Raw genomic sequence first — 12,147 nt, 5'->3', positions numbered from 1 at the left:
TATATTTATCGCACCAAACAGCGCATTTTGGTCAAATCCGCTGACAAACGACTCGATGAGGCGGCGCTGTCTCATCATCCACAGAAATAAAGGCATCGTTATCAAGCTTCTCAATGCGCATGGTATAACGCTCACCTGTAGACTCAGTAGACTCAAGCCAATAAGGGATGATGGATAAAATGGGCGAGTAATCAAGCTTGGTGACTTCGGTAGCCATATAGGTATATCTATCACGATCGGCAGACCAAGTGCCAGTATCGCTATAGCGCACGACACCAGTAATCCCTCCATAATAAGCCTCTCTACCTACCTGATGCGTGGTATAAGTCTTATCAGCAAAATATTCAATCCAACCATACCAGTTAAAATGAAATTCAGAAGCTTTATAATCTGACTGACAAAACCAAGTACCCACTATGAGCTTTTCTTGGGCGCTGAGCGTAGGCATGCTCTTGGCATGAGCATTCATACCCATGCTGACCACACTAAGACAGATTATGCCAACCGTAATCAAGCGATGTTTCATCATATTATCCTTAATATGTCATTATCCAAAATAAATCATCTAATAAACGCTCATCATAACAAATTCTTCACCAAAAAGGATAATTTATCCTAATATCCATCAAAAATCCCCAAAGACAGTTTGCCTTTGGGGATTTGATACGGTTAAGACTTAAAAGCCTAAGCGTGAATTACATCATGCCGCCCATACCGCCCATGCCAGGAGCTGACATCGGCGCTTCTGGTGCTGCTTTTTCAGTGATCATCACTTCGGTGGTCAGCATAAGACCTGCCACAGAAGCTGCATGCTCTAGCGCTGAACGAGTCACTTTGGCAGGGTCTAAGATACCCATTTCAAGCATATCACCATATTCGCCTGATGCGGCGTTATAGCCATAGTTACCAGTGCCGTTTTTGACTTCATTGACGATCACAGAAGCTTCATCGCCTGCGTTGGTAACGATTTGGCGAAGTGGCGCTTCCATCGCGCGGCGTAAGATGTTGATGCCTGCGTTTTGGTCTTCGTTATCACCTTTTAGGTCGTTTAACGCGCCCAAAGCACGCACAAGCGCCACGCCACCACCAGGAACCACACCTTCTTCAACGGCTGCACGTGTTGCGTGTAAGGCGTCATCCACACGGTCTTTTTTCTCTTTCATTTCGGTTTCGGTTGCCGCACCAACTTTGATCACCGCAACACCGCCTGACAGTTTTGCCACGCGCTCTTGTAGTTTTTCTTTATCATAATCAGACGTTGACTCTTCGGCTTGACGGCGGATTGACTCTACGCGTGCTTCGATGTCGGCTTTATCGCCTGCGCCATCAACAATCACGGTGTTTTCTTTACCGATGGTTACTTTCTTAGCAGTGCCTAGGTGTTCAATCTCAGCTGACTCAAGGCTTAAGCCCACTTCTTCAGAAATCACCACACCGCCAGTCAAGATGGCGATATCTTGTAGCATGGCTTTACGGCGATCGCCAAAGCCTGGTGCTTTGACTGCACAGGTCTTCAAGCCGCCGCGCAAGGTGTTCACCACCAATGTTGCCAAAGCTTCGTTTTCTACATCTTCAGCGATGATCAATAGCGGACGGCTGGTTTGCATGACTTTTTCAAGCAAAGGCACAATCTCACGGATATTTGAGATTTTCTTGTCCACCAAAAGAATGAACGGATTGTCAAATTCGCAAGTTAAGCTGTCTTGCTTATTGGCAAAGTATGGGCTGATATAGCCACGGTCAAACTGCATACCTTCGACCACTTCAAGCGCATCTTCAAAACCTGACCCTTCTTCTACGGTGATCACGCCTTGTTTGCCAACAGTTTCCATCGCTTTAGAGATCAGCTCACCGATGGTGGTGTCTGAGTTGGCTGAAATTGAGCCAACTTGTGCGATGGCTTTATGGTCGTTGGCAGGTGTTGAGATGGCGCGAATTTCTTCGACAGCAGCGCGTACAGCTTTATCGATACCACGCTTAAGGTCCATTGGGTTCATGCCCGCTGCGACAGTTTTCATGCCTTCAACCAAGATCGCTTGAGCAAGCACAGTTGCGGTAGTTGTGCCGTCACCTGCCACGTCGTTGGTTTTTGCAGCGACTTCACGCACCAGCTGCGCACCCATATTTTCAAATTTATCTTCAAGCTCAATCTCTTTTGCGACGCTCACACCGTCTTTAGTGATGGTTGGTGCGCCAAATGATTTATCGATCACCACATTGCGTCCTTTTGGACCCAAAGTGACTTTGACAGCATCTGCCAAAATATTGACGCCATCAATCATCTTTTCACGAGCGCTTGTGCCAAAGCTTACATCTTTTGCCATGTTTTACTCCGAGTTTTGATTTTAATTAAAATATTAACTGTTAAAATAGTGATATTAGGCTTCCAATACGCCCAATACATCGCTTTCTTTCATGATTAGCAGCTCTTCGCCATCAATCTTGACAGTCTGACCTGCGTACTGACCAAACAGTACCTTGTCGCCGACTTTGACATCTAAAGGACGCAAGCCATTTGTAAACATACTGTTTATGGAATTATCCACAAGCTGACCCTTGCCCACAGCGATGACCTCGCCTTGTTGTGGTTTTTCGGCAGCTGAGCCTGGCAGCAGGATACCGCCTGCGGTTTTTTGCTCTTCTTCGGTACGACGAACAACAATGCGGTCATGTAGTGGACGAATTTTCATAATCACTCCGTTAACTAAGATTTTACAAGGGAAAAATTAAAATAGTTGTGTGTGCTTTTTGGAGTCGCGCTGCTAAATTTCAAGCCATTTTCCAAAAATTTTTTGTATTTGATTGACTGGTATTGATTTAATGCTGTCACTTTATAAATGTATCAAATTGTTACTGCCAAAGCATTATTGATGACATAAACACGACAAAGCGATCGAGATTTTGGCTTGAGATTATCACAAAAACGTCCATTATATGAGCATACCTAAAAGAATTGACTTAATATTTGGAGAGAGTTTTGAAAAAATCATTGATTACTTTGTTAGCCGCTTCTACATTTGTGGGTCTGCCTGTGGCAGCTGTGGCGGCTGATTTGCCTGGTTATTCAGCGACCTATCGAGTGAGTGCTGATGGCAAAACGGGCACAGCGACGCGCACACTGACTAAGACTGGTAATAACTATAAATATACCGTCAATGCTCGCGCCGCTGGCGTTGCCACCTTAAATCAAGAAGCGACTTTTAGCCTATCTAACGGTCGCATCCTGCCAAGCTCATCAACGATGTCTGCACGCATTTTGGGCATTGGCAATACTCACAGTATCCGCTTTAATAATACCGGTAAATCGGTGGTCAGCACCTATAAAGGCAAAGCCACTACTTTAAATATGCCGCGGCAAGCCTATGATGATCTAAGTTTAGAGGCGCAGATTCGCCAAGATCTGATTAATGGTAAATTCAGTGGATCGTATCAATTGGTCAAAAAAACCGAAATCGAAACCACCAAATTCCGCCGCGCGGGCAATACCAAAATCACCGTGCCTGCGGGTACTTATGATACTGTGCGCATCGATCGCATCCATGACGATCGCGACCGCGCGACCAGCTTTTGGCTTGCGCCAAGCTTAAACTACTTGCCAGTGCGCGTCAGTCAAACTACGGACGGCAAAATTATCTCTATGGAGCTGACCAAGGTCAATTAATCCAATACATCTATAAAATAAGCCCTGTACTCACAGGGCTTGTTTTATTTGGTTTGATTGATTTGTTTGTGCATCGCGGGTAGACGCTTGAGTAAGACAAATAACTGATAATTAATCATCAGTAAAATTAAAAACTCAATTATCTTTATTATGCCGACCGCTGTTGGTGCTTGTTCATAAATTCGAAGCAAAGCCAAAACGCCGCCCACACCCAAATAAACCAATAAAACCATACTTGCCCACATCAGCGCATAGGCAGAAGTGCCTCGATGCACCCAAGGCGTAAAAATCAAAGCTGGGATCAATGCCAAAAGCTGCACACCGACGCCTGCCCACACAGAAGCACCTGTAGTTAAACTGACGGTCAAAGGATAAACAATCAAAGCAATCAATATCCAAGCATACCAACTCAGGCGTAGCGCTTGGCGTATCGGTTCGGCAGGTTTGGCGGGTTTAGAGATTCTCATAGACTGCCTGCTTGAAGCTGCTTGACCAGCGTCGCCAAACGCACACCTTGAGCGATAGCTAGCGCCTGCTCGTCTTGAGTAATGACATGCTGATGCTCCGCGCCCGAGACATGGCTTGCACCATAGGGCGTGCCGCCGCGCGCCGTCATGGACAACTCAGGATGCGCATAAGGCAGTCCCATCAACAGCATGCCATGATGTAATAGTGGGATCATCATCGTCAAAAGCGTACTTTCTTGACCGCCGTGCATTGAGCCTGATGTGGTAAAAACGCAAGCAGGCTTGCCTTGTAGCTCACCTGACAGCCATGCTGAAACGGTATTATCCCAAAAATACTTAAGACTTGCCGACATATTACCAAAATGCGTCGGACTGCCCATCGCCAAACCTGAACAGCCGATCAGCTCATCTGCCGTGCAATACAAATCACCCTCATCAGGAATGGTAGGCTGCGTCTGTTCGGTAACCAAAGAGACTTTAGGCACTCGGCGAATGACAGCTTTTAAACCTGTATCGGTCACCCCTTGGGCGATCAAATAAGCCAGCTGCTTGGTAGCGTGTTTATTGGTATCATATAAAACAAGTATATAAGGCATGGTCATAAATTTATCATCTTAGTTGGCATCGTTTGGCATTATAACAAGATTTATCTTAAATAAACAAACTTGACTACCTAAAATCCATCTACATTTATTGGTGATCCCATGAAAACTACTTACACACTCTAAAACTTTGATACATAATTGTACAAAACTTCGCCTGTAATATGCCGTAATATTTGTTACACTAGTGCGATATTGGGTGATAAACATTTAATTGGATATTATGGCAAATTTTTTAAACAAACTTCCTTTTGCGCACCACGCTTGGTTTATGTATTTACGCTTGCTTGTGCGCCACTTCATTGACGACGATACGCAGCAAAAAGCAGCCAGTCTCACTTATACCACCTTGCTTGCACTTGTGCCGATGCTGACGGTTATTTTGGTGATTTTTTCAAGCGTACCTGCTTTAGAAGGGTTACGCGGACAAGTTCAGCAAATGATTTCTGACAATCTTTTTCCTGCCGCTGGTGATCAAGTGGCAGGTTATATTCAGTCTTTTGCAGAAAATTCGAGCAATTTGGGGCTTGTGGGTGTGGCAGGTTTGTTTGTTACCGCCATTATGACCTTAAATACCATTGAACACGCATTCAATAAAATCTGGCGCGTCCAAGAGCGCTCAGGGGGTGCTGCTAGCATCATTCGCTATTGGACAATTATTACTTTGGGTCCTGTGATTTTGGGGGTGGCATTTGGTGCATCTAGTGCCATTCAAAGCGTGGATTTTTTAAATCGTCAAATCGCAGGTTATGGTATCGATTGGGGCATTTGGGCATATTTGATTTCAGTTGCGCTAATGACTTCTGGATTCATTTTACTGTATTGGTTCATTCCCAAAGCTCAAGTGCCATTTAAAAATGCTGCGATTGCAGGTATTGTCACTGCGGTACTTTTTGAGAGTGTGAAGCACATTTTCGGCACAGTAATGAACAATTTCACCAGCTACGAAGCCATTTATGGCGCCTTTGCTGCTCTGCCGATTTTCTTATTATGGATTTATATTTCTTGGAATATCATTCTTTTGGGTGTGCAAATCAGCTATACTTTGACGATTTTTGATACCAAAGAAGTCCCTGTCCGCCATCCGCTGCTGAGCATTTTGGACATGCTGAACTTGGCTTATAAACGCTATCAAAATGGTGACGTGGTGAGTGAAAATGAGCTGCGTGGTATGCTGGGTCGTAAAGAGCTGCCTAAATGGAGCATTTATTTAGATCAGTTGGTGAGTAATGATTTTATTACCGAAACCAAGAATAATGAGTACATCCTAAAGACCGATCTTAGCACAGTGAATTTTTGGCAATTTTATAAAAGCTTACCGTATCCGCTGCCCATTCGTAGCGAGCTTGATCAGTTGGAATCTGCAGACTACGATCCTTGGTTCATTGAGCTGTATCATCACTTGGATCAAATTGAAAGCGCTGCCATCAAAGAGCTGGACATGCCTTTAGCAAAACTGTTTGAAACAGCGCCCCTGCGTGAAAAACAAGAGATTGTCCGTATCGTTTCTGAAGATACTGACGAGATTGGCGAAACCCAAGGCTTTGATAATAACGCGCGCCGTACTATTGATGAGTCGGGCAATCTGGTCGTCATTCCTGATGGCGAAGCCTCATTTACAGAAAGCAAATTTACCAAAGCCTTGCGCATCTTCAAAAAAGCGCGTCATATCTTTGGTAAAAATAAGCAGCATATTAATGAAATCAAACGCATCATTGACAAATGATCATTCATTGATTTAATTACTTAAAATCACCCCAGCGATAACTGGGGTGATTTTGTATCTTTAGTTTTTTAAACCGTAAAAGATACAAATAGAGATTCAAAAATGACCATCATCCACCTTGTGTGTGAATAAATTAGGCAATAAAAAATCCTAAGTCATTGATTAACTTAGGATTTTTTTAATGATTGGTGGAGATGGCGGGAGTTGAACCCGCGTCCGCCAGCACTACATCTATGAGTCTACATGCTTAGATTCTGTCTATGGCTTTAATCCGCACCGAACCGACAGTCAGGATGGATTGGACGATTTGCTAAAAGATTCGCCAATATCATCGCAACGCTGATCTTGGCTAGCCTCTGTGCGTTCGCATCGGGGAGAGCAACCAGACCAAAGGCAATCTGTGCCGTCCCAAACAGCCCTTAGGCTGCTAGTGCGTAAGTTTCGTCGTTTGCGACTATTTTAAATGTATGTTGATTTACAAGAGTCACACGCTCTTGACATGCATCATTAGGTTTCGCTACCAGCGTCGAAGCCAGAACATCCCCCAGATTCTTCACTATATCAGACAAGGACTTATTTGTCAAGAAAGCTGTCTATCTTAGGATCAATATACCGTGGTATGACAGTTTTATTGCCAGATTTATCAATATAATACGCCTCATCTCCATCAACCACATAAGCGGCACCTGACAAAAAATCGTAGGCTAAATCGTATTTAATATCAATCACCACCTTACCCGTCTTATCAATAAAGCCGTACTTATGCAGCGGCTCGCCATATTCATCAGTTTGACCAGACTTCATCGTCACCGCTGCCAGACCTTCTGAAAAGTCTTTGGCAGAATCAAACTGTGGACGGATGGCGACTTTGCCAGATTTGTCTAAAAATCCGTATTTGTCTTTTTGTTTAAATAGCACCAAACCTTCTTCAAACCAATCGCCAACGACCTCATATTTTGGGCGTATCACGATGTTACCAGAAGTATCAATGAAGCCGTATTTCCCGTCCTGCTCGATCTTAGCACGCCCTTCCCAAAATCCCCAAGCGTCGGTAAACCGCGGGTGGATGGCGACTTTGCCAAATTTATTTAGGTAGCCATATTTATCATGGTGACGGTACAGCGCCAAACCATCACTAAAAGGATAAGCCTCTTGATAGATCACAGGAATCACGACCTTACCTATTGAATCGACATAGCCATATTTACCCGCCTTGACGATGGGTGCAAGCCCTTCAGAATAGCCACAATCAGAATCAATGGTAGCAAATTCAGCATCTTCTGGCAGCGGCGTGGCAGCACAAGCCGGCAAATCATCGTCATCAAAGCTGTGCGTGCTGATGGTATTTGCCAAAGTAGGCACAGCCATCATCAAAGCGATGATCGGTAGTATGGTTATGGTAGGTTTGATATTCATGACTATAATCTCAATCTGAGCGCAAATTTTTAAGCAGCTATTTTGGCATAAAAACCATCAAATTACCATCACCATGATTGAGTTTGATGATATGAAAATACAAGGCATCATCTTGCTTTAGCCAAGCGCCTGAATGATGGCATCTTTTAATTGAGCCAAAGTCTCATCGTCCAAAGACGCGCCCTGCAATCCACTCAAATAAAACACGTCCTCCGCACGCTCGCCGAGCGTCGTGATACGCGCGCCATGCACTTGGATGTTTAGCTCGCTAAATACCGCACCGACTTTGGCAAGGAGTGACGGTCGATCTTTGGTGATCAGGTGCATTTTGTGATGCCCTTGGTGCGCCAATGATGTTGCTTCAGAAAAGTGAACTTGGGTGGGCACGGTAAAATGTTTAAGTTTACCATCCATCTCAAAGACTCTCGAAGGCGCATGCACACCGCCAGCTTTTAGACCCTGCTTAAGTCCTGATATCATCTGACTGGTACGCTCAGGACTCATCAGCAGCGGCATGCTACTGTCCGTCGGCAATAATCGATCTATGATCACATAAGAATCCACCGCCGTACTGATGCCATCTATACTTGCCGATAAAATCGTCGCATCAAGCACCGATAGCCCCAACTGATCCAAAATACAAACCGTCGTGGCAAATAAATTATCCTGATCGGGCGCACAAATCAGCAGCTGCATCCCTCGTAAGGACACATCGCCATGCTCTCGGATGGCGATGATTGGCTCGCCTTGTTTGAGCTTATGTTCTGCCGCTAAGATCTCGGCTGACTGCCAAGCGATATCCATGTGCTTTTGTTTTAAAAAATACTCCTCCCCAAAGCCATCCCAAAGCGCCTTTAGTCGATGATTCTCTACCATAGGCAAGAGATTCTGCGCTTTATTTTTGCGATTGGTGATGACGATGTCTTTATCGACAATGTGGCTGCCCAAGCTGTGAACTTGATGGACGCTGACATACAGCTGCTTGAGCAGCGTGGCGCGCCAAGTATTCCAAAGCTGACTATTCGTCGCATTCATATCCGCCACAGTCAAGACATACAAATGATTTAGCCGAGTAATGGATCTGGTAAATTCAGCAAATTTGGCAATCACCTCAGGGTCGCTGATGTCTTGTTTTTGGGCAATCAGCGACATCGTCAAGTGCTCTAATACCAACCATCGCACAAGCTCGCTGTCTGTCTCGCTCATGCCATGCGACACACAAAACTCATAAGCATCAGCCGCCCCAAGCTTAGAATGATCACCCCCACGACCTTTGGCGATATCATGAAAAATCGCAGCGATCACCAAAATGTCTTTACGCGCAATTCTTTGATAAACCTCGGTCACCAGTCCATATTTATCTTGATTGTCAACGCGATCATCACCGAAGCGATGCAGTATGCGCACCAATAATAAAGTGTGCGCATCCACCGTATAGCGATGGAACAAATCATACTGCATAAGCCCCATGATTTTGCCAAAAGCAGGTAGATAATTCCCAAGCACCCCAAAGCGCTTCATCAGACGCAAGCGATGAAATAGGTAATTTAATTCTTGTAAATTGGCTAAAAATAATTGGCGATGCATGGGGTTATTTCGGTAGTCTTCATCAATCACATCGCTAGCCGCATAAATCGCCCGAAGCGTGCTTGCTGCGATCTGACGAATGCCCTTTTGACCCATCACCAAAAAAATTTTTAATAAATTGGCAGGATCTACCAAAAACGCATCTGAGCAGCGAATGGCAATTTTGGCAGGTCTTGACTGATGATCACAATCAGACTGCATCAGATAAAATGTCTCGTCAATATCAATCAGACGCGCCGTGGTTGCCAAATAGTTTTCATAAAAATATTCGCACAGCACTTCTGAAAAAGCCGCAATTTTCATGGCGTGTTGATAATACACACGCATCATCGCCTCTAGAGCCTGAGTCACCTCTCGGTGAGTGGTATCTGAAGTCCGCGTATAATAGCCAAACCGCTCGGCGATCGCTTTTTGGTAGTCAAATAACAGCCGATCCTCACCACGACCTGCCAATGTATGCAAATGATGGCGAATGCACCATAAATAGTGCTGACCTGCCTGCAAGATGGCGCACTCGTTTTCGTTGATAAAGTCAGTGGTCGCAAGGGATGCGATATCCGAGCTGCCAAAATAAAATCGCCCAAACCATCCAATGATGTGGATATCCCGAAGACCGCCAGGTGCGTTTTTGATATTTGGCTCAAGATTATATTCTGTGGCATTGTGCGCCAAATAGCGGGCTTTGGATTCTGCCATTTTAGCATCATAAAATGATTTGGCATCCCAAACCGCTTTGACGACCTGGCTAGGCAGCTTAGATAAAGCCTCATTACCCACCAAAATCCTTGCCTCAAGCATGGCAGAAGCAATGGTCTGATCACTGACAGCAGTGCGCATCTCATCGACACTTCGCACCGAAAAAGCCGGCGTAATACCAATATCCCAAAGCATCGCCACAAAAGACTCGATCAGCTTGGCAGCTTGGTTGATTTTATCGCCGATCAGCAAGATATCCACATCCGAAGCCGGCAAAAGCTCGCCGCGACCATACCCGCCCACCGCAAATAACGCAAAATCCTTGGGAAATTGATAACAATCAAACAACTGCACCAAGATCATATCGATCGCAAGCGTGCGCACTTTGATCAGATCAGCGATATGATGAGGCGCATCAATGCCATGAGCGACGACTTGGGCGTCGATGGCTTCATTAAGCTGATTTAGATAAGCGTGAATCACGGCGCTGTCTGGCGATGAGTCTTGAATGGGCGGGGGCAGCGTGATATCAAGATGGCAAGACTTGGCTAAGTGCGAAAAGTTTTGGGCGGTAGAATTTGGCATGATCAATCCATCATATAAAATACGCTTCATCCTAGCACAAATTCATCATCAGCAACAAGAAAAATCAAGGCAGCCTAAGCTGCCCTGATCCAGATAAATTAGTCAATTAGCCATTAGCTTGTTAAAAAGCTTAAATCTTCTTCGGGGCGCACTGTCGTTACGATGCAGCCGTTATCGGTGACGATTAAGGTATGCTCCCATTGGGCGGACAGTTTACGGTCTTTGGTGATGGCAGTCCAGCCATCTTTCATGACTTTGGTTTGCCACACGCCTTGATTGATCATCGGTTCAATGGTAAATGCCATGCCTGTTTTTAGCTCAACGCCTGTACCTGCTTTACCATAGTGCAGAACTTGGGGCTCGGCATGGAAAGTCTGACCGATGCCATGACCACAAAACTCGCGCACAATGCTAAATCGCTCAGGCTCAACCACCGCTTGGATGGCAGCGCCGATGTCGCCCAAATGCGCGCCATTTTTGACCACTTTCATGCCTGCATACAACGCGTCTTGTGCCACTCGGCAAATGCGCTCAGCCATGACCGAACCTTGACCGACGATCCACATCTTAGAAGTATCGCCATAGTAGCCATCTTTGATGACCGTAATATCAATATTAATGATATCACCTTCTTTTAACAAACGCTCGTGATCAGGGATACCGTGGCAGACCACATGATTGATTGAGGTGCAGATCGACTTGGGGAACCCATTATAGTTCAGCGGTGCAGGGATGGCGCCGTGGTCAAGAATGTACTGATGCGCGATGTCATCAAGAGCGCCAGTGCTGACGCCAACTTTGACGTGCTCATCTAGCATCACCAAGACATCAGCAGCCAGTTTGCCGGCAATTTTCATTTTCTCAATGGCGGCATCATCTAAAATCGGGATATTTTTATTCATCATAGTCAGCTTTAGTATCTTAATGAGTTCGCCAGCTATTTTACCGCAAAAGTCATTTGGATGCCATCTTTGGTATGATCAGCTATGGCTGCGCCAATGAAAAACCCAGTCGCACAATCAGACTGGGCTTAAAATCAGATGTCAGGATCAGTCAAGCAAATCATGCTCGCGCGCTGCTTGCAAAATCACACTTGAGCGGTTGCCCGTACGGCAAAAGATGTGAAGCGGACGCTGACTTTGATTATAAAAATCTGCAAACTCTTGCACATGATGCATCTCGAGCATCCCGCCTGAGAATGGAATCTGGCGATACTCAATGCCATGCTCTTTGGCAGCCTTGGCGATTTCGTCTGATAAGGGCTGATTGGGTTCTTCGTTATCTGGGCGGTTGTTTACCAGTGTTTTATAGCCCTGATCTGCCAGCGCTTTGACATCATCGGGGGTGATTTGACCTGAAATGGTGATCAGCTCGCTCATAATTTTTCCTTAAAATTTTAACCAAATT

General features: G+C 45.2%; 11 protein-coding genes and 1 other RNA gene. 2 read left to right on the top strand and 10 right to left on the bottom strand.

Annotated elements, in window-relative coordinates; genetic code table 11:
• Positions 1 to 31: 31 nt before the first annotated feature.
• The 3 genes from B0180_RS08940 to B0180_RS08930 all read right to left on the bottom strand — a co-directional run bounded on the left by B0180_RS08940 (position 32) and on the right by B0180_RS08930 (position 2,693).
• The gene (locus tag B0180_RS08940) at positions 32 to 526 is read right to left on the bottom strand and encodes a hypothetical protein (protein WP_078256600.1); all 495 of its coding nucleotides are present in this window, start codon (positions 524 to 526) and stop codon (positions 32 to 34) included.
• Positions 527 to 695: 169 nt separating this feature from the next.
• The gene (groL, locus tag B0180_RS08935) at positions 696 to 2,324 is read right to left on the bottom strand and encodes a chaperonin GroEL (RefSeq protein WP_078256599.1); all 1,629 of its coding nucleotides are present in this window, start codon (positions 2,322 to 2,324) and stop codon (positions 696 to 698) included.
• A 54-nt stretch (positions 2,325 to 2,378) separates the two neighbouring features.
• Positions 2,379 to 2,693, bottom strand: coding sequence for a co-chaperone GroES (locus tag B0180_RS08930; protein WP_167366943.1), 315 nt, complete (start codon positions 2,691 to 2,693; stop codon positions 2,379 to 2,381).
• Positions 2,694 to 2,977: 284 nt separating this feature from the next.
• Between B0180_RS08930 and B0180_RS08925 the strand changes: the two genes are divergently transcribed.
• Positions 2,978 to 3,661, top strand: a complete 684-nt coding sequence (locus B0180_RS08925; protein WP_208609400.1) for a DUF3108 domain-containing protein — start codon at positions 2,978 to 2,980, stop codon at positions 3,659 to 3,661.
• Between the two features lie 44 nt (positions 3,662 to 3,705).
• Here the strand turns inward: B0180_RS08925 and B0180_RS08920 are convergent, their stop codons facing one another.
• Together B0180_RS08920 and wrbA are read right to left on the bottom strand one after the other, a co-directional pair.
• Positions 3,706 to 4,128 (bottom strand): hypothetical protein, encoded by a 423-nt coding sequence (locus B0180_RS08920; RefSeq protein WP_078256597.1) that lies wholly within the window; start codon positions 4,126 to 4,128, stop codon positions 3,706 to 3,708.
• The gene (gene wrbA / locus B0180_RS08915; protein WP_078256596.1) at positions 4,125 to 4,730 is read right to left on the bottom strand and encodes an NAD(P)H:quinone oxidoreductase; all 606 of its coding nucleotides are present in this window, start codon (positions 4,728 to 4,730) and stop codon (positions 4,125 to 4,127) included. Before wrbA ends, B0180_RS08920 begins: the two co-directional genes overlap by 4 nt.
• A gap of 223 nt (positions 4,731 to 4,953) precedes the next feature.
• Here wrbA and B0180_RS08910 point away from each other — a divergent pair, with 223 nt between their 5' ends.
• Positions 4,954 to 6,456 (top strand): YihY family inner membrane protein, encoded by a 1,503-nt coding sequence (locus B0180_RS08910; RefSeq protein WP_078256595.1) that lies wholly within the window; start codon positions 4,954 to 4,956, stop codon positions 6,454 to 6,456.
• 186 nt (positions 6,457 to 6,642) lie between these two features.
• Here B0180_RS08910 and ssrA read toward each other — a convergent pair.
• The 5 genes from ssrA to B0180_RS08885 all read right to left on the bottom strand — a co-directional run bounded on the left by ssrA (position 6,643) and on the right by B0180_RS08885 (position 12,119).
• Positions 6,643 to 7,001, bottom strand: a transfer-messenger RNA (tmRNA) gene (gene ssrA, locus B0180_RS08905).
• Between the two features lie 28 nt (positions 7,002 to 7,029).
• The gene (locus B0180_RS08900) at positions 7,030 to 7,872 is read right to left on the bottom strand and encodes a WG repeat-containing protein (RefSeq protein WP_078256594.1); all 843 of its coding nucleotides are present in this window, start codon (positions 7,870 to 7,872) and stop codon (positions 7,030 to 7,032) included.
• Between the two features lie 117 nt (positions 7,873 to 7,989).
• Positions 7,990 to 10,740 (bottom strand): [protein-PII] uridylyltransferase, encoded by a 2,751-nt coding sequence (glnD, locus tag B0180_RS08895; RefSeq protein WP_078256640.1) that lies wholly within the window; start codon positions 10,738 to 10,740, stop codon positions 7,990 to 7,992.
• A 113-nt stretch (positions 10,741 to 10,853) separates the two neighbouring features.
• A complete protein-coding gene (map, locus tag B0180_RS08890; RefSeq protein ID WP_078256593.1) occupies positions 10,854 to 11,642 on the bottom strand; it encodes a type I methionyl aminopeptidase in 789 nt (262 codons plus the stop codon).
• Positions 11,643 to 11,789: 147 nt separating this feature from the next.
• Complete coding sequence (locus tag B0180_RS08885) at positions 11,790 to 12,119, bottom strand: protein tyrosine phosphatase family protein (protein ID WP_049237051.1); 330 nt, start codon at positions 12,117 to 12,119, stop codon at positions 11,790 to 11,792.
• Positions 12,120 to 12,147 lie beyond the last annotated feature (28 nt).

This window comes from Moraxella canis, from assembly GCF_002014965.1.
GTDB classification, from domain to species: domain Bacteria; phylum Pseudomonadota; class Gammaproteobacteria; order Pseudomonadales; family Moraxellaceae; genus Moraxella; species Moraxella canis.
This window is presented reverse-complemented; position numbering and strand designations above follow the sequence as displayed.

Coding starts and splice junctions, on each gene's coding strand:
- glnD (WP_078256640.1), bottom strand. CDS start 10,740: ATGCCAAATTCTACCGCCCAAAACTTTTCGCACTTAGCCAAGTCTTGC.
- B0180_RS08900 (WP_078256594.1), bottom strand. CDS start 7,872: ATGAATATCAAACCTACCATAACCATACTACCGATCATCGCTTTGATG.
- map (WP_078256593.1), bottom strand. CDS start 11,642: ATGAATAAAAATATCCCGATTTTAGATGATGCCGCCATTGAGAAAATG.
- B0180_RS08940 (WP_078256600.1), bottom strand. CDS start 526: ATGAAACATCGCTTGATTACGGTTGGCATAATCTGTCTTAGTGTGGTC.
- B0180_RS08885 (WP_049237051.1), bottom strand. CDS start 12,119: ATGAGCGAGCTGATCACCATTTCAGGTCAAATCACCCCCGATGATGTC.
- wrbA (WP_078256596.1), bottom strand. CDS start 4,730: ATGACCATGCCTTATATACTTGTTTTATATGATACCAATAAACACGCT.
- B0180_RS08910 (WP_078256595.1), top strand. CDS start 4,954: ATGGCAAATTTTTTAAACAAACTTCCTTTTGCGCACCACGCTTGGTTT.
- groL (WP_078256599.1), bottom strand. CDS start 2,324: ATGGCAAAAGATGTAAGCTTTGGCACAAGCGCTCGTGAAAAGATGATT.
- B0180_RS08920 (WP_078256597.1), bottom strand. CDS start 4,128: ATGAGAATCTCTAAACCCGCCAAACCTGCCGAACCGATACGCCAAGCG.